At 72.5% G+C, this 16,605-nt stretch carries 17 protein-coding genes; 8 read left to right on the top strand and 9 right to left on the bottom strand.

Annotated features, from left to right (window positions below):
* Positions 1-18: 18 nt before the first annotated feature.
* Entirely contained in the window at positions 19-684 is a 666-nt protein-coding gene (locus ATL41_RS10460; RefSeq protein ID WP_098458417.1) for a response regulator, read from the bottom strand.
* 39 nt (positions 685-723) lie between these two features.
* On the opposite strand from ATL41_RS10460, the gene ATL41_RS10465 reads away from it, so the two are divergent.
* Complete coding sequence (locus ATL41_RS10465) at positions 724-2,073, top strand: sensor histidine kinase (RefSeq protein WP_098458418.1); 1,350 nt, start codon at positions 724-726, stop codon at positions 2,071-2,073.
* 44 nt (positions 2,074-2,117) lie between these two features.
* Here ATL41_RS10465 and ATL41_RS10470 read toward each other — a convergent pair whose 3' ends face one another.
* Entirely contained in the window at positions 2,118-2,954 is an 837-nt protein-coding gene (locus tag ATL41_RS10470; RefSeq protein ID WP_342744435.1) for an SGNH/GDSL hydrolase family protein, read from the bottom strand.
* On the bottom strand, positions 2,951-3,661 hold the full coding sequence (locus tag ATL41_RS10475; RefSeq protein ID WP_245854767.1) for a uracil-DNA glycosylase: 711 nt from the start codon (positions 3,659-3,661) through the stop codon (positions 2,951-2,953). Before ATL41_RS10475 ends, ATL41_RS10470 begins: the two co-directional genes overlap by 4 nt.
* Positions 3,662-3,832: 171 nt before the next feature.
* Here ATL41_RS10475 and napA point away from each other — a divergent pair, with 171 nt between their 5' ends.
* The 4 genes from napA to ATL41_RS10495 all read left to right on the top strand — a co-directional run bounded on the left by napA (position 3,833) and on the right by ATL41_RS10495 (position 6,098).
* Positions 3,833-4,129, top strand: coding sequence for a nucleoid-associated protein NapA (gene napA, locus ATL41_RS10480; protein ID WP_098458419.1), 297 nt, complete (start codon positions 3,833-3,835; stop codon positions 4,127-4,129).
* A gap of 30 nt (positions 4,130-4,159) precedes the next feature.
* On the top strand, positions 4,160-4,819 hold the full coding sequence (locus ATL41_RS10485) for a LytR C-terminal domain-containing protein (RefSeq protein ID WP_143556608.1): 660 nt from the start codon (positions 4,160-4,162) through the stop codon (positions 4,817-4,819).
* 111 nt (positions 4,820-4,930) lie between these two features.
* Entirely contained in the window at positions 4,931-5,134 is a 204-nt protein-coding gene (locus ATL41_RS10490; RefSeq protein WP_098458421.1) for a cold-shock protein, read from the top strand.
* A 64-nt stretch (positions 5,135-5,198) separates the two neighbouring features.
* Positions 5,199-6,098: a serine hydrolase domain-containing protein gene (locus ATL41_RS10495; RefSeq protein WP_169924551.1), complete on the top strand. Its 900-nt coding sequence runs from the start codon at positions 5,199-5,201 to the stop codon at positions 6,096-6,098.
* Positions 6,099-6,112: 14 nt separating this feature from the next.
* Here the strand turns inward: ATL41_RS10495 and ATL41_RS10500 are convergent, their stop codons facing one another.
* On the bottom strand, positions 6,113-7,429 hold the full coding sequence (locus tag ATL41_RS10500) for a glycoside hydrolase family 15 protein (RefSeq protein WP_098458423.1): 1,317 nt from the start codon (positions 7,427-7,429) through the stop codon (positions 6,113-6,115).
* An 88-nt stretch (positions 7,430-7,517) separates the two neighbouring features.
* On the opposite strand from ATL41_RS10500, the gene ATL41_RS10505 reads away from it, so the two are divergent.
* Entirely contained in the window at positions 7,518-9,083 is a 1,566-nt protein-coding gene (locus ATL41_RS10505; RefSeq protein WP_098458424.1) for a phytoene desaturase family protein, read from the top strand.
* 288 nt (positions 9,084-9,371) lie between these two features.
* On the top strand, positions 9,372-11,006 hold the full coding sequence (gene groL, locus ATL41_RS10510) for a chaperonin GroEL (RefSeq protein ID WP_098458425.1): 1,635 nt from the start codon (positions 9,372-9,374) through the stop codon (positions 11,004-11,006).
* Between the two features lie 82 nt (positions 11,007-11,088).
* On the opposite strand, the gene ATL41_RS10515 is transcribed toward groL, so the two are convergent.
* From ATL41_RS10515 to ATL41_RS10535, 5 genes are all read right to left on the bottom strand, one after another.
* Positions 11,089-11,379: a WXG100 family type VII secretion target gene (locus ATL41_RS10515; RefSeq protein ID WP_098458426.1), complete on the bottom strand. Its 291-nt coding sequence runs from the start codon at positions 11,377-11,379 to the stop codon at positions 11,089-11,091.
* A gap of 151 nt (positions 11,380-11,530) precedes the next feature.
* Positions 11,531-12,553, bottom strand: coding sequence for an HD domain-containing protein (locus ATL41_RS10520; protein WP_342744436.1), 1,023 nt, complete (start codon positions 12,551-12,553; stop codon positions 11,531-11,533).
* A gap of 73 nt (positions 12,554-12,626) precedes the next feature.
* On the bottom strand, positions 12,627-14,126 hold the full coding sequence (locus ATL41_RS10525) for a sensor histidine kinase (RefSeq protein WP_245854769.1): 1,500 nt from the start codon (positions 14,124-14,126) through the stop codon (positions 12,627-12,629).
* 195 nt (positions 14,127-14,321) lie between these two features.
* Positions 14,322-15,041 carry a response regulator transcription factor gene (locus ATL41_RS10530; protein WP_098458428.1) on the bottom strand — a complete coding sequence of 240 codons (720 nt, stop codon included), beginning with the start codon at positions 15,039-15,041 and terminating at the stop codon, positions 14,322-14,324.
* Between the two features lie 96 nt (positions 15,042-15,137).
* Positions 15,138-15,713: a PIN domain-containing protein gene (locus ATL41_RS10535; protein ID WP_098458429.1), complete on the bottom strand. Its 576-nt coding sequence runs from the start codon at positions 15,711-15,713 to the stop codon at positions 15,138-15,140.
* A gap of 91 nt (positions 15,714-15,804) precedes the next feature.
* On the opposite strand from ATL41_RS10535, the gene ATL41_RS10540 reads away from it, so the two are divergent.
* Positions 15,805-16,590 (top strand): type 1 glutamine amidotransferase, encoded by a 786-nt coding sequence (locus ATL41_RS10540; protein WP_143556609.1) that lies wholly within the window; start codon positions 15,805-15,807, stop codon positions 16,588-16,590.
* Positions 16,591-16,605 lie beyond the last annotated feature (15 nt).

A 16,605-nucleotide genomic window follows, 5' to 3' on the forward strand; every position in this document is an offset into this window, starting at 1 on the left:
CGGCACGGGAGGGCCGGCTCAGGCCGGGCCGGTCTCCTCGATCAGTCGCAGCGCCGCGCTCACGCGCGGGTTGCGGTCCGGCGAGGCGTCGATGCCGAGCGTCGAGTAGATCGCGTTGACGTGGTTCTGCACCGACTTCTCCGCGATGCCGAGCTCGTGCGCGATCCCGCCGTTCGAGTAGCCCGCCGCCAGCAGGCGGAGCACCCCGTACTGACGGTCGGTGAGCTGGGCGACCCGTGATCCGGCTCGCGGCGTCATCCGGTTGAGCAGGGCGGGGTCGAGGGTCGACCCGCCCGCGGCTGCGATGTGGATCGCGCGCAGCAGCGCGGCCGAGTCGTTCGTCGACGTCTTGGACAGGTAGCTCCACCCGCCCGCGATGTCCCGCGGGAGGTCGAGCATGAGGTCCATCGCGTCCTGCGCGCTGAGCAGCACGACCTTGAGGTTCGGGTCAGCGCGGCACAGGAGCACGCCCAGCCCGATGCCGTTGCCGTCCGGCAGGTCGATATCGAGCAGCACGACGTCCGTAGAACCGGGAGTGATGCGTGCACGGGCTTCGGTGACCGTCGCCGTCGAGCTGGTCAGCTGGAGAGCTTCGTCGTCCTCCAGGATCTTCTCGAGCATGCTGCGGAACAGGGTGTGGTCCTCGACCACCGCCACGCGGATCCGTGCGTCATTACTCGTCATTTTCCTAGTATTGCGGAAGATCGGCGCAATACTGGGTGGATGGACAGCAAACGCGGGCTCGCGGCCTGGATCCGGCAGTCCGACGAGCGTCAGGACATGTGGGCGCTCACGGCGTCGACGTTCGCGATCCTCGCCCTGTTCTTCGTCGTCGGTGGGTTCTACGTCGCGACCGTCGCAGGGCTGCGCGACCCCGCAACTCTGCCGGAAGCGGGCGTGCGAGCGATCGCCAACTCGACCGTCTCGCTGGTCTTCTGCGTCCTTCTGTGGATCGGCGGCGTGCACCGTTTCCAGGGCTCGTGGCGCTCGGTCGTGATCATCGTGGTCTGCGCGGTCGTCGCATCTTTCACCCGCAACTGGGCTTTCATGATCGCGGGTGTCGTCCCGCAGTCTGAGAGCGAGCTGCTCCTTGCGGAGCTCGTCGCGGGGGTTGCGTTCTTCGCCTCGTCAGCGCTGCTCGGGCTGCGCTACATGATCTCCCAGCACCGGTTGAGAGCCGAGGAGCGGCAGCGCGCCTACGAGAACCTCCAGCGTGCGCTCGCGCTGCGCGCGCTCGAGAAGGAGGAGATCAAGGTCCGTCGCTCGATCGCCGAGGGCCTGCACGGAAGCCTCCAGCAGCGGCTCGTCATCCTCGCGGTACGGATCGACCAGCTCATCGAGACCGCCGAGCGGGAGGGGGCCCCGCTCGAGTTCGTGGAGCAGCTGCTCGAGCTGCGCGCCGACCTGGACCGTACGCGTGAGGACGACGTGCGCGCGATGAGCCGCATGCTGTACCCCGAAGGGCTCGAGATCGGTGTGGTCGCGGCGGTCCGCATGCTGTTGCGCCGGCTCCCCACCGGGATCGCGACCAGCCTCGAGGTCGGGGACACGCTCCGCGAGGTCGACGAGCCGGGCAGCTCGAAGATCAACGAGTCCGACCGGCTCCTCATCGTCCGGGTCGTCGAGGAGGGGGTCACGAACGCGCTGCGGCACGGCCACGCCTCGCAGTTCCGGCTCAAGCTCGACCTCGTCGACGGCGCGGTCCTCCTGCAGCTGTCGAGCAACGGGGCGACGGTCGACAAGGCGCGCCTCGGAGCGGGGTCGGTGCTCGCGCGCATCCGCGAGCGCCTCGCGCTCGTCGGCGGCACGGTCGTCCTGAGCGACGACCTGCACCGGCCCGGGGCCGACCTCGCGCTCGTGCACGGGCTGCACGTCCACCTGCGCGGTGTCGTCCCGCTCGACCTCGACGGGAACCAGCGCCGCCTCGACGCGGACGAGGCGCTCTCCGTGCTCGAGAGCTGGACCGTGCGCGGTTTTCTCGAGCCGGACATCCGGGACGCCGTGGCGTCGCCGAGGAGCCCGGCCGAGCCCGCTGGGGAGCAACAGGCGCCCGCACGCCGGTCGCAGGCGTGAGACCCGGGCGCCCCGGGCGCTAGTCCTACGAGCGGCGTACCGCGCTAGTCTTGCGAGCGGCGCACTGCGCCGGGGACCGGCTGCTTCGCGACGCGCGAGTCGCCCGACGACTGCTTGCGGACCCGCCGCTGGACCCACGGGTACGCGTGCTCGCGGACCCACTGCGCGTTCTGCCGGAACCGGTCGGCCCAGGCCTCGGCGTCCGGCGGCGGGAGCGGCGTGTCCCACTCGGGGTCGTCGGGGACGAGGCCGAGCGCCTCGAGAGCACCCTGCGCCATGCGGCGATGCCCCTCGGGCGTGAGGTGGATGCGGTCCTCGGACCACATGCGCCAGTCCTTGAGGAACCGCATGCCCCACAGGTCGAGGACGTACGCGTCGTGCCGGCGGGCGATCGACCAGATGTGCGAGTTGAAGATCGCCGTCTTCGACCGGGTCAGCTTGATGACGGGCGACTCGGCGGCGTCCATCCCGGTCGAGATCAGGACGTCCGCCCCGGTCTCCCGGATGCGGGCGACCGTCGACTCGAGACGGTCGGCGAGCAGGTCGACGTCGGAGCCGGGCCGCAGCACGTCGTTCCCGCCGCCGATGACCGACACGAGGTCGGGCTCGGACCGCAGCGCGGCCGGCACCTGCTCGGTGAGGATGGGACGCAGCAGGCGGCCGCGCACGGCGAGGTTGGCGTATTCGAAGTCACCACCGCGGCGTTCGTCGAGGATCTCGGCGAGCCGGTCGGCCCAGCCACGGCAGCGGTCCTCGTCGCCGGGCGTCGGGTCCCACAGGCCCTCGGTGAACGAGTCGCCGACGGCGACGTAGCGGCGCCAGCGCGCCATCGACGTGCTCTCGCCGGCGGGGACGGGGCGGGTGGGGTCTGCAGCGGTCACAGGAGAGTCTCTCTCTGGTCGTGGGCGAGGGTCCAGTCGATCGGGGTGCCGCCGGCCGCCTCGAGACGAGCGTCGACGGCGCTGAAGGGGCGCGACCCGAAGAACCCGCGGCGTGCGGACAACGGGCTCGGGTGTGCGCTCGTGATGACGGGGTGGGGGGCGAGGCGCGGGGCGAGGCGTGCGGCGTCTGCTCCCCACAGCACACCGACGAGAGGCGCGGGCCGCGCCGCGAGTGCGTCGACCGCGACGTCCGTGACCTCTTCCCACCCGCGACCGCGGTGAGAGCCGGCCTCGCCTGCGCGGACGGTCAGCACGCGGTTGAGGAGGAGGACGCCCTGGTCCGCCCAGGCGGACAGGTCACCGTCAGGCGGGGGCAGCAGCCCGACGTCGTCGTGAAGCTCGGTGAGGACGTTGCGCAGGGATCGCGGTAGCGGGCGGACGTGGCGGTCGACGGAGAACGCGAGACCGTGCGCATGGCCGGGGGTCGGGTACGGGTCCTGCCCGACGACGAGGACTCGCACGTCGTCGAACGGGCGACGGAAGGCGCGCATGATGTCGGCGCGGGGCGGGAGGACCTCGTGGCCGGCCCGCTCTTCCGCGACCAGGAAGGCGGCTACCCGCTCGAGCGCGTCCGTGGCGGGGGCGAGGGCGCGGGCCCAGCCCGGGTCCACGTCGTCGAGCAGCTGTGCCGCGGTGAGATCTGCCACGATCCGTGATGCTATCGGCAGGCCCCGTCGCGGCGACGGGGCAGGTGGCCGCGCACCGCGGACGTGCGCCGTGGCGAGGCGCGCCGGGCGGGCTGCCAGGGCTAATGACACCCGTGTGATTCCGGCCTACGATTGACCGTACGCATGCCACAGACCTAGGAGGGGCGCGTGATGAACGACGAGCACGAGACGCACGAGGCGGCGGCGCCGTCCGCGTCCGGCCTGTCGGACCGCGACCACAAGATCCTCGCCTTCGAGCGGCAGTGGTGGAAGTACGCGGGCGCCAAGGAGCAGGCCGTCAAGGAGCTGTTCGACATGTCCGCGACCCGCTACTACCAGGTGCTCAACGCGATCATCGACACCCCTGAGGCGCTCGCCGCCGACCCCATGCTCGTCAAGCGGCTGCGCCGCATGCGTGCCAGCCGCCAGCGCGCGCGTACCGCGCGTCGGCTGGGCATGGAGGCCTGACGGACCGCCGACGGCGGTAACCTGTCCACCGTGACCGACTACCCGTACCCTGCCGACGAGTTCGACGAGGCACCGGCCGGCGGCCAGTCCGCGGGCATCCACCGAGCCCCTCGCTCGCGCTGGAGCCGCATCTGGCCGTTCCTCGCCGTCCTGCTCATCTTCGCCGCGCTCGCCGCAGGGCTCTACGTGTGGTTCACGAGCCACTCGCCCTCGAAGCCGACGCAACCGTCCGTGACGACGACCGCCGCGCAGGACCCGACGCCGACCGAGACGACGCCGACGGAGACGGGCCCCGAGGAGACGACTCCCGAGGAGACGACTCCCGAGGAGTCGGACGAGCCCACCACGGACGACGCGACCGACGACACGACGGACGACGCCGACGAGACGGACGAGCCCGCGACGCAGGAGCCCGACCGCTCCGTGACCGTGCGCGTCCTCAACGCGACCCGCATCCAGGGCCTCGCCGCCGGCGCGGTCAACGACGTCAAGGCGCTCGGCTACACGGACGTCTCGGGCGACAACTACCGCGGCAACCCCGTGAGCAGCTCGCAGGTCTGGTACAAGAGCCCCGAGCACGCCGCGGCCGCACGGGAGATCGCCGAGAAGCTCGGCATCAGCGCCGTCTCGGAGGTCAGCTCCCTCGTGGGCCCGGTCTCCGTCATCCTGTCGAGCGACTTCGCATCCTGACCCCTCCTTCACAGGGGCTTTTCCAGCCCCTAGGCTGCGAACATGCCGTGCGACCGCACGGTTCGTAGGTGCCGGGCAGCGGCTCGGCAGCAGCATCTGCAAGGAGCATCCATGGCCCAGGGCACGGTCAAGTGGTTCAACGCTGAGAAGGGTTTCGGGTTCATCACCCCCGAGACCGGCGGACAGGACCTCTTCGTCCACTTCTCCGCCATCCAGACCGACGGGTACCGCACGCTCGACGAGGGACAGGCAGTCGAGTTCGAGGTCGGTCAGGGAACCAAGGGCCCGCAGGCCGAGCAGGTCCGCCCCCTCTGACACCCCACCCACGTCGTCGTCCCGGCACCGCAGCCGGGACGACGACGTGTGCGAGCATGAACGCGTGAGCATCCTGAGCAGCGCCGCCGTCCTCGTCGAAGGACCCGGAAGGTCCTCAGCCACCTACGGACGCTGGCACGGCCCGGACGTCCCCGTCGTGTGGGGCTCCGTCACGAAGCTCTTCCTCGCCGGCGCCGTCGGCGAGCTCGTCGTCCGAGGCGACCTCACCTGGGACACGCGCGTCTCGACGATGCTCGCGCCCGTGACGCCCACCGACGTCACCGTCCCTCCCGTCACGGTGCGCCAGCTCGTGGAGCACACCTCCGGGCTGCCGCGGCTCCTGCCGGAGCAGATGAAGATGGTGCAGGACCCATACGGTCCGTACGACGACGCCCGTTTCGACGCCGAGATCCTCGGCCGCCTCGCCGACCTGCGCAACGAGTCGCTCGCCGACCGCGCGCCCCTATACTCCAACCTCGGCTACGCCCTGCTCGCGCGCGCCGTCACGGTCGCGACCGGGAAGCCGTGGATCGAGGCCGTCCGCGAGCTCGTCGTCGCGCCGGCCGGCGTCGACACCGCCGAGGTGTTCGTCGCGAGCGGCCAGGCCCCGCGACCGCGCGCCCAGGCGCGCACCCTGCGCGGCAAGGCGCAGCGCGACTGGAACCCTGCCTCCGGTCCCTTCGGCGGCGCGAGCGGCCTGTGGGCCAGCCCGACCGTCATGCTCGCGCTCCTCCGGAGCGCCCTCGTCGAAGGGGCGCCGCTCGACCCGCGCCGCGCCCCGAACGCGTGGGAGGGCGCCGCGCCCCGGCACACGGTGCACGGCGCGATCATGCGCCAAGGAGGCTACGTCGTCGTCGACACGGAGGAGCAGCTCATCGCCCTCGGCCACGTCGTCGGCGGCACACCCGGGCGCGGTTCCGAGAAGGCGGAGAAGCTCGTCAAGGCCGCGCTCAAGCGCGGATAGCCGCACCGGTTCCGCTAGTCCTCGAGCGTCGCGAGCGCGAGCAGCACGTTCGACGCCGACCACGCGAGCGGCGCGACCGCCGCCGGCGACCCGTCGGCGAGGACCTTCTCCGGGATCGCCCCCGACGCGGTCCTGTGCTCGTCGATCCACCCGAGCCAGTGCTCCGCCGCCGTGCGGTCGCCCTGGGCGGCGGCAGCGAGCGCGTAGAGCGACGTCTGCGGCGTCCACGAGATGCCGTCCTTCTTCCATGACCCGCCCGGCGCAAGGCCACCTGCGGGGCGCTGCATCTGAGCGACCGAGGCCCGCCACGCGTCGACGGCGCCGGCGAGCGGCTCGTCGACGAACGGCGGCAGCAGGAACGCGGTCGCCGCGTCCCGCGGCCCGCCCGTGACGTGGCGCGGGTAGCCGCGCGAGCCGAACTCCCGCTCGATCGCGGCGCGCAGCCGCGCGGCGCCGTCGTCCACGAGCGTGGCTCGGTCGGGCTCGCCCAGCAGGGCGTACACGTCCGACGCCGCCTCGAGCCCCGCGAGCAGCGGCGCCGCCGTGCCGAGCGTGAGCTTCTTCTCGTCGACCTCCCAGTAGTCCGGCGAGGCCGGCGGGAGGGACGACGGGTTCGCGAGAAGGGCGAGGGCGCGGTCGGTGGACCGGTCGAGCAAGGGGCGCAAGCGCTCGGCGGTCGCGCGGGCGGCGACGTCGTCGAGGGTGTCGAGCACCTGTCCGAGCGACCACAGCGCCCAGCCGGTGCCGTCCGTCTGGGGTGCACGGTCGTCCGGAGGTCCGGCGCCGTCGAGCGTGTACCGCGCCTCGAACGAGCCGTCCGGTGCCTGCACGCGCTCGAGGTAGGCGAGGACGCGGACCGCCTCGTCCGGGTGACCGGTGCGGGCGAACGCCGCCGCCGCGAACGAGTTGTCGCGCGGCCACGAGTACGCCCAGCGCGGGTGGAGCGCGGCGACCATCGTGCCGTCGTCGGCGAGCATCGCGTGGAGGTCTGCGAGCGCGCTCGTCGCCATCGGCTCGAACCGCGTCCCTGCCCCGGGTACGGTCCCCGACGCGATCCACGACGACTCCTGCGCGGCCAGGTCGGTGAGCGCCTCGCTCTCGTCCGGCGACGTCGTCCCGGACGGCGCGGGGACGCGCGTGCCGCCCAGGTACGGCTGCGCAGCGCCCGGGGCGAGTGTCGAGACGCCCGACGGCGTGACGACCAGCCCGTCCATGTAGAGGTCGATGTGCGCGTCGTCCGGAGGTGCCACGTTGGCCCCCCACACGGTCGCGAGCAGGGAGAGTGCGGCGAGGGCCGCGCCGGCGCGCGTATGGCCGTGGGACCTCGTCATGGCGACGACCCTAGCGGCTCCTCGAGCCGGGACCGAACGGACCTTCGCGACCTCCCGGACCGGTCGCGCTCCGAGCCGACGTGATGAGATGGGCGAGGCAGAGCTGACGGGAGGTGCCGACGTGCGCGACGTCGTCGTGGTGGGCTCCGGCCCGAACGGCCTGGCCGCGGCGGTCACGCTCGCACGCGCGGGCCTCGACGTCCTCGTCCTCGAGGCGGAGGGCACCGTGGGCGGGGGAGCGCGGACGGCGCCCCTGGGGTGCGACGTGGTCCTGCGGCCCGGGGCCGACGCCGCGGCTGTCGCAGGTCTCCCGCACGACCTCTGCTCCGCGGTGCACCCGCTCGCGGTCGCTTCCCCGTTCTTCCAGGCCTTCGACCTCGCTGCGCACGGGGTGCGCCTCGTGGCGCCCGAGGCGTCGTACGCCCACCCGCTCGGCGCTGGCCAGCGTAGCCGGGCGGCGGTCGCGTACCGCGACCTCGACCGGACGCTCGCCTCCCTGCACGAGCTCGGCGGCAGCCGCGCCGCCCGCGCGTGGGAGCGGACGTTCCGCCCGCTCGTCGACCGGCATGACGCCGTCGCGCGGCTGCTCCTCGACGACCGGCGCCGCGCGCTGCGGGCCGTGCCGGGTGCTCCGGCCGCGCGAGGTGCCGCCGCGGCGTCCGCCGTCGCGCGCGGGATCCTCGCGCCGCCGCGGTCCGGGGTCGCGGGAGCGCTCTTCGCGGGCGTCGCGGTGCATGCGATGGCACCGCTCGCCTCGGCCGCCGCCGCGGGGACGGGCGCGCTCCTCGGGACGCTCGCGCACGCGCGCGGCTGGCCCGTCCCCGTCGGCGGGTCGCAGGCGATCACCGACGCGCTCGTCGCCGACCTCCAGGTGCACGGCGGGAAGGTCGTCACGGGAGTCCGCGTGCGGTCCCGCCGTGACCTCCCTCCCGCGCGGGACTACGTCCTGGACACGAACGTCCCGACCGCGCTCGCGGTGCTCGGGGACGACCTGCCCGTGCACGTCCGCGCCGCCCTGCGGCGCTTCCGCGGTGGCCCCGCGGCCGCGACCGTCGCCCTCGTCCTGGACGGCCCGGTGCCGTGGGCCGACGACGCCGTCGGACAGGCGGGCACCGTCCACCTCGGCGGGAGCGTGGCCGAGATCCGCGCGGCGCAGGCCGCCGTGCGCGCGGGGAGGCACGCCGAGCGTCCGGTCGTCCTGCTCGGTGACCCGACCGTCGCCGACCCGGCACGGGAGCGCGGCGGGCTGCGGGTCGTCTGGGCGTACGCGCACGTGCCTGCGGGTTCCGACCGGGACGTCACCGAGGACGTCCTCTCGCAGCTCGAGCGCTACGCGCCGGGGGTGCGCGACCGCGTCGTCGCGACGCGCTGCACCCCGGCGGTGCGGCTGTCCGAGCACGACGAGAACCTGCGCGACGGCGACATCGCGTCGGGCGCGATCACGACGTGGCAGATGGTCGCGCGCCCCCGGCTCGCGTGGGAGCCGCACCTGCTGGGTGACGTCGGTCGTGGCTCGCGCGCCTATCTCGCGTCGGCGGCGACCCCGCCCGGTCCTGGGGTGCACGGCATGGGTGGGTTTCTCGCCGCGCAGAGCCTCCTGCGGCGTCGGGGCCTGGACCCGGGCGCGGCCGTGGCAGGCCTCGTGGCGGGCTGACCGCGGACCCCCGGGGCGGGCCGGGGGGCGGATCTCGCCGGCGGCGAAATCTTGAGCCGAGGAGGCTCAGCCGTCTTGCACTCACCGGTCGCGAGTGCCAATAATGGCGTTAGCACTCGACTCGATCGAGTGACAACGACTCCACCGGGCGGGCACGCCCGCCCACCACCCTGGGTCGACCGGTGAGGCTCGAGCTCGAGCGGCGTGACATGAACGTCGTCCGACCGGGCCGTCCGTCGCGGGCGCCGACCGACCTTCCCAGCGCCACAAGCGGAGGATCACACCCCCATGGCAAAGCTCATTGCCTTCAACGAGGAGGCCCGTCGCGGCATGGAGCGCGGACTCAACGTCCTCGCCGACACCGTGAAGGTCACCCTTGGCCCGAAGGGCCGCAACGTCGTCCTGGACAAGAAGTGGGGCGCCCCCACGATCACCAACGACGGTGTCTCGATCGCCAAGGAGATCGAGCTCGAGGAGCCGTTCGAGAAGATCGGCGCCGAGCTCGTCAAGGAGGTCGCCAAGAAGACCGACGACGTCGCTGGTGACGGCACCACGACCGCCACGGTCCTCGCCCAGGCGCTCGTCCGCGAGGGTCTGCGCAACGTCGCCGCCGGCTCCAACCCGATCGCGCTCAAGCGCGGCATCGAGAAGGCTGTCGACGCGGTCACCACCGAGCTCATCGCTGCGGCGAAGGAGATCGAGACCAAGGAAGAGATCGCGGCCACCGCTGCCATCTCGGCCGGCGACCCGGCGATCGGCGAGCTCATCGCCGAGGCGCTCGACAAGGTCGGCAAGGAAGGTGTCATCACCGTCGAGGAGTCGAACACCTTCGGCCTCGAGCTCGAGCTCACCGAGGGTATGCGTTTCGACAAGGGCTTCCTCGCCCGCTACTTCGAGACCGACCCCGAGCGCCAGGAAGCGGTCCTCGAGGACCCGTACGTCCTGATCGTCGAGTCGAAGATCTCGAACGTCAAGGACCTGCTGCCGCTGCTCGACCAGGTCATGAAGGCCGGTCGTTCGCTGCTCATCATCGCCGAGGACGTCGAGGGCGAGGCTCTTGCGACCCTCGTGCTCAACAAGATCCGCGGCACCTTCAAGTCCGTCGCCGTCAAGGCTCCGGGCTTCGGCGACCGCCGCAAGGCGATCCTGCAGGACATCGCGATCCTCACGGGCGGCCAGGTCATCTCCGAGACCGTCGGCCTCAAGCTCGAGACCGCCACGCTCGACCTCCTCGGCACGGCCCGCAAGGTCGTCGTCACGAAGGACGAGACGACGATCGTCGAGGGTGCTGGTGACGCTGACCAGATCGCTGGCCGCGTGAACCAGATCCGCTCCGAGATCGAGAAGTCGGACTCCGACTACGACCGCGAGAAGCTCCAGGAGCGCCTCGCCAAGCTCGCCGGTGGCGTCGCCGTCATCAAGGCTGGCGCGGCCACCGAGGTCGAGCTCAAGGAGCGCAAGCACCGCATCGAGGACGCCGTCCGCAACGCGAAGGCTGCCGTCGAGGAGGGCATCGTCGCCGGTGGTGGCGTCGCGCTCATCCAGGCCGGCAAGATCGCCTTCGAGTCCGAGGCCATCAAGGCTCTCGAGGGCGACGAGGCGACCGGTGCGCAGATCGTCCGCGCCGCGGTCGACGCCCCGCTCAAGCAGATCGCGGTCAACGCTGGTCTCGAGGGCGGCGTCGTGGCGGAGAAGGTCCGCAACCTCCCGTCGGGCCAGGGCCTCAACGCCGCGACCGGCGTCTACGAGGACCTGCTCGCCGCAGGCGTGAACGACCCGGTCAAGGTCACCCGCTCTGCCCTGCAGAACGCGGCCTCGATCGCGGCCCTCTTCCTCACCACGGAGGCCGTCGTGGCCGACAAGCCCGAGAAGGCTCCGGCCATGCCGGGCGGCGGCGACGACATGGGCGGCATGGGCTTCTGAGCCCGGCTGACCACAGCTCGCAGCACTGACACGAACCCCCTGGCCCGACGGGCCAGGGGGTTCGTGCATGTCGGAGGCAGGGTCAGCGGGCGAAGAGCCCCTGCGCCGCGGACTCCGCCTCCTCGTAGGTCGTCGCCGCGCTCGACAGCGCAGTCGCGATCGAGGTGAGCGCCGCGCGCACGCTCGCCTGCGCCGTCAGCCACTCCGCGTACGCGGCGTCGAACGCCGTCGACGCCGTGCCGCGCCACGACGCCTTGAGCTCGGTCAGGTGCGTCGTCATGGCGGCCGTCTCGGTCTCGATCGTCGTGCTGGTCGTCTGGACCTTCGTCGACGCTGTCGCGACCTGCGTGTAGTCGACCTGGAAGCTCGTCATGGGTTCCTCCTCGCCGCCGCGTCCGCGGCGTCCTCGCGCGGCTCCCGGGTGGCGCCGCGTGGGCCTGACGGTAGGCGCGGCACGGCGAGGGCCGAGCGGCTGCTGGGGCTGACCGGGAGGGCGCGCGAGAGCGGCGAGCCTGTGGGCAGGTCTAGAAGTCGTCCTCGTCGATGTCCGCGTCCGACCAGCCGCGGACGGGTCCGGGCTCGTCGGCCGTCGGCGGGCTCGCCGGCGTCACCGCACGCGTGGGGGCGGTGACGGGGCGCATAGGCGCTGTCGCAGCGCTCGGTCGGAACGCGGCCGGCGGTGCAGGTGCGGCCTGGCCGTCCTGCGCGCCCCCCGCTGCGGGAGCCTCGGACGACGTCGGCTCACCGGCCGAGTCCTGCGCCTGGGCACGGCTCGCAGGTTCGCCAGTGCTGACGCCCTCGGCGGCGAGCCGGACCACGTCCTCCGCGCACAGCTGGGCAGCGTCCTCGGCGTTGAGCTTCGCGAGCTCCTTCTTCAGACGCATGAGCTCGGCGGTGACGTTCTGGCGTGCCGCGTCCTCCCACGCCGCACCGAGCGGGCTCGAGAACAAGGACGGGCGGGCGAGCAGCTTCGTGAGGATCGCGATGCGCGCGCGGACGTAGTCCTCGACCGGGATGTGCGCGTACTCAGCGCGGACGTCCTCGAGGTACGCCTTGTAGCGCTGCGGCTCCTGCGCGAGCATGCCGAGGTCCGCGTCGCACAGCACGGCGCAGTCGAAGTCCGTCGGGTCAGGCGCGTGCCGCAGCAGCGCGGTCACGAGCTGCGCCACGCGGTGCGCGGAGCGCTCGGGGACGCCCAGCTCGACGAGCTGCTCGTGCGCGAGCACCGCGCTCGCCGTCTCGTTCTCCCCGCCGCGCTCGGCGTACGCGGCCTTGCTCGCGGCGTCGAAGATCGCGCCGTGGTACCAGGCTGCGAGGCGGACGAGGGACGGCTCGTGCGTCTCCTCGGCGAGCTCGTCGACGCGGTTGAGGACGTCGCACAGGTGGCGCAGGTCGTGGAAGCGGCGGCGCGGGTCCATCCAGCGTGCGAGCAGTGCCTCGCCGGTCTCCCGGACGTCCTCCGGCGCAGCCGTCGCGCCCGCCTCGGCGCATGCGCGCATCCACGAGGACAGGAGCCACTGCGGTGCGTCGGTGTAGGAGACGCTCATCGCTCAGCCTTCTGTGCAACCACCGGGGCGCGAGCCCCGTGGCGGTCCGCATGACCGCCGACCGACCAGGCTACTACCGCCCGGCAGACTTGGCACCGTCGTCTGCGAGGGGGAAGGAGAGACGCAGCGTGGCCCCTCCGCCCGGCGTCTCGCGCACCTCCACGGTGCCGCCGTGGCGGGTCACGATGTCCCGCACGATCGCCATGCCCAGGCCCGACCCTCCGGACGACGAGTTCCGTGACGGGTCGACGCGGTGGAACCGCTCGAAGACCAGGTCGCGGTGCTCGGCAGGGATGCCGGGACCGTGGTCGCGCACCTCGGCGACCGCGCGGCCGTCGACGACGCCGACCGCGACCTCGACGGCCGACCCCTCGGGGGTGTGCTTGACGATGTTGCCCATGAGGTTCGTGAACACCTGGCGGACGCGCGCCGGGTCGGCGACGACGGTCACGGGCGGGGGCGGGACCGCCGCCGACCCGTCGACCGCCGGGACGGGCGCGACGTCGCTGCCGTCGGGCGCGAGGGCGACCTGCGCCGTCGCGCGCGTGGGGTCCATTGCGTGCAGGTCGGCCAGCGCGCCGTTCGCGACCTCGCGCAGGTCGAGCCTCTCGAGCGACATCGGGCGTCCTTCGTCGAGCCGGGCGAGGGACAGCAGGTCCTCGACGAGCGCGCCCATCTGGACGGCCGACGACTCGATGCGCGCCATCGACTCCGCGGTGTGCTCCGGCGTCGTGACCGCGCCCATCCGGTACAGCTCGGCGTACCCGCGGATCGACACGAGCGGGGTGCGCAGCTCGTGGCTCGCGTCCGACACGAACCGACGCATGCGCGCCTCCGAGGCGACCTGCGCGTCGAACGACTCCTCGATCTTGCCGAGCATCGTGTTGAGGCTGCTCGCGACCGCGCCGACCTCCGTGCCCTGCGGCATCGGCGGGATGCGCTGGCTCATGTCGCCGTCGGCGATCGTGCGGGCCGTGTGCTCGATCGTCCGCAGGGGGCGCAGCGAGCGGCGCACAGCGAGGTAGCCGAGCGTCGCGCCGAGCACCGCGATGCTCGCGCACGTGAGCGAGAGGATCTTCCAGAGCTGCGCCGTCGTCGCGTGGATGTCCGCGACGGGGAGCGCGACGATGAGCACGGCGTCCTGCACGACGAACGCCGAGCGCAGCTCGACGTCGCGCGCCACCACCCGCCAGTCGGAGTAGGACGCGCGGTCGCGCGGCGTCGCGACCGCGCCGGGCACCGTGAACGGCCGGCCCTGTGTCACCGAGGACCCGGGCTTGAGCGTCGGGATGAGCGGCGCGCCCCACGACGCCGTCGTGCCCGAGCTGACGTACTGGCGCTTGCCACCCTCGAGCTGGAGCAGGACGACGTAGTCGGACGGCAGCGACGGGTTCGAGCCGAGCGACGCGAGGTCCTGGACCTGGAGGATCGACTCCGCGGACGCGACGAGCTGGCGGTCGCGCTCCTCGAGCAGGTAGCGCTCGAGGAGCGTCGTCGCGGCCACGGTCGAGATCGTCAGGCCGACGACGAGGACGACCGTCGTGATGAGCGTCATCCGGGTGCGCAGCGGCACCCGGTGGAGCTTGCTGCCCAGGAACGGGGGGAGGCGCAGGAGCCGACGACGTGAGGCGGGCTCTTCCGCGGTCGACGGCTCGCGTGGCGCAGGTCGGGCTGCCGCAGCCTCAGGCCCGGCCGCCGCGGGCGGGTCGGGAGGAGTCTGCGCCGCAGGCGGCGGGGGCGGGGGAGGGACCGGCGTGGTCATGCGGGCTCAGCTGCCCGGCAGCTCGCGCAGGAGGTAGCCGACACCGCGCTTCGTCTGGATGAGCGGGCGCGGCTTGACGCCGTCGACCGGAGCGTCGATCTTGCGACGCAGGTAGGAGATGTACGACTCGACGATGTTCGCGTCGCCCGCCCAGTCGTACTGCCAGACGTGGTCGAGGATCTGCGCCTTCGACAGCACCCGGTTGGGGTTGAGCATGAGGTAGCGCAGCAGCTTGAACTCGGTCGGGGACAGGTCGATCAGGCGACCGCCGCGGCGCACCTCGTGCGTGTCGTCGTCGAGCTCGAGGTCCGCGAAGCGCAGGACGGCGTCGCTGACCGCGGTGTCGTCGCCGCGGGTGCGGCGCAGCACCGCGCGGATCCGCGCGATGACCTCCTCGAGCGAGAAGGGCTTGGTCACGTAGTCGTCGCCGCCGACGGTCAGACCCGTGATCTTGTCCTGCGTGTCGTCGCGCGCCGTGAGGAAGAGGACCGGCATCGTCTGCCCCTTCTCCCGCATGCGCGTCGTCACGGTGAAGCCGTCCATGTCGGGGAGCATGACGTCGAGCAGGACGAGGTCCGGCTGGACCTCGCGCGCGAGGCGCAGCGCGGTCGCGCCGTCGGGAGCCGTGTGGATCTCGAAGCCCGCGAACCTCAGGGAGGTCGCAAGGAGCTCACGGATGTTCGGCTCGTCGTCGACGACGAGAAGGCGCGCCTCGGTCGTGGTCATGTCTCCAGCATGCTCCGCGATTCTGAGAACTGCCTGAGACGCGACTGAGGGGGTGTGCACCGGGCGCGCCGCGCCCGGCACACCGGGCGGTGTGCGTCAGAGGAAACGCAGCGGGTCGAACTCCTCGATCGGGATGATGCGCACGCGCGGCAGGATCGTGTTGAACGCGTTGACGTCGCCCTCGAGGTCGAAGAACTCGAGGCCACGGTCGGCGAGCTCCGCCATGTGCGAGTTGACGAACTCGCGGAAGCACAGGACCGCGACCCGGCGGGTGGCGTCGAGCAGCGCGTCAACCTGCGGGATGAAGTCCCCGTCGTGGCTCGCCAGGATGACGTCGGCGTCGCGGGGGACGAGCGCCTCGAGGGTGCGCTGGATACCCATGTCGACGACCTTGAGTCCCGGGCCGCCCGCGAGGGGGATCGGCCGGTAGCTCATCGCGAGGAGCGCCTGCACGAACGGCATCGGCATCTGGCCCGACGTCGCGTTGAGGAAGAAGAGTCCCTGGACGGGCTGGTCCCACACGCTCGCCGCGAAGTCGCTGATGCGGTCCCAGCGGGGCCGCTCGTCCGGCGTGGGCCGGTGGCCCAGCACGTTGACGCCGAGGGTGGCGTCGATGTTCTCACCGTCGACGATGAGATAGGTCTTGCGCGGGGCCGTGCTCACATCCGACATACCTCGATCCTAGTGGTCCGACGTCGCCGCCCGGTCGGGACCTGGACGGGCGGCTTGCACGTGCCGAGCGGCGCGGCTTAGCGTCCCTCCCATGCCTGAGAGCCCTTCCACACCGGTGCGCCCGACCGTCACGGTCGTCCAGAGCTGCGCGGACTCGCCCCTCGGGGCGCTCGCGGCCCCGCTCGAGGAGCACGTGGACGTGCGCGTCGTGCGCCCGTTCGACGGCGACGTCGTCCCGGACGTGCACGGCTGCGACGCAGGGCTCGTCGTGCTCGGCGGGTCGGCGAGCGTGCTCGACGACGCGGCCGCGCCCTGGCTGCCCGCGCTGCGCGCCCTGCTGGCCGACGCCGTGGCGTCCGACCTGCCGACCCTCGCGACCGGTCTCGGCGCGCAGCTCCTCACCGTCGCGTGCGGCGGCCGGGTCGCCCTCGACGCCCCGCCCGGCCTCGAGGCCGGCGTCGTCGAGCTCTCCTGGCGGCCCGAGGCCGCCGAGGACCCGATGTTCGGCGCGGTCGCCCGACGCGCGGGCGTCGACGACGGGACCGGCCCCGTGCGTCGCGGCGAGCCGACGCTCGTCGCGACGATGCACTCCGACGCGATCGTCGAACTGCCGGCTGGTGCCACGTGGCTCGCGTCGTCGGCGATGTACCCGTTCCATGCGTTCCGGCTCAGGTCGGCCGTCGCTGTCCAGTTCCGGCCCGAGGGCGACGCCGACCTGCTCGCGACCTGGGTGCGTGCCGCGGGTCTCGATGCGACCGAGATCGTGATGGACGCGATCGCCCACGCGGCCCGTCTGACCGACCTGACGTGCACGATCACCCGAACGTTCGTGGAACACACCGGCGCAGTGTGCTCCGGCATGTCGGCTGTTGTGTGACACTTCTTCCGTTGC

Origin of the sequence: Flavimobilis soli (assembly GCF_002564025.1) — a bacterium.
GTDB classification, from domain to species: Bacteria; Actinomycetota; Actinomycetes; order Actinomycetales; family Cellulomonadaceae; genus Flavimobilis; species Flavimobilis soli.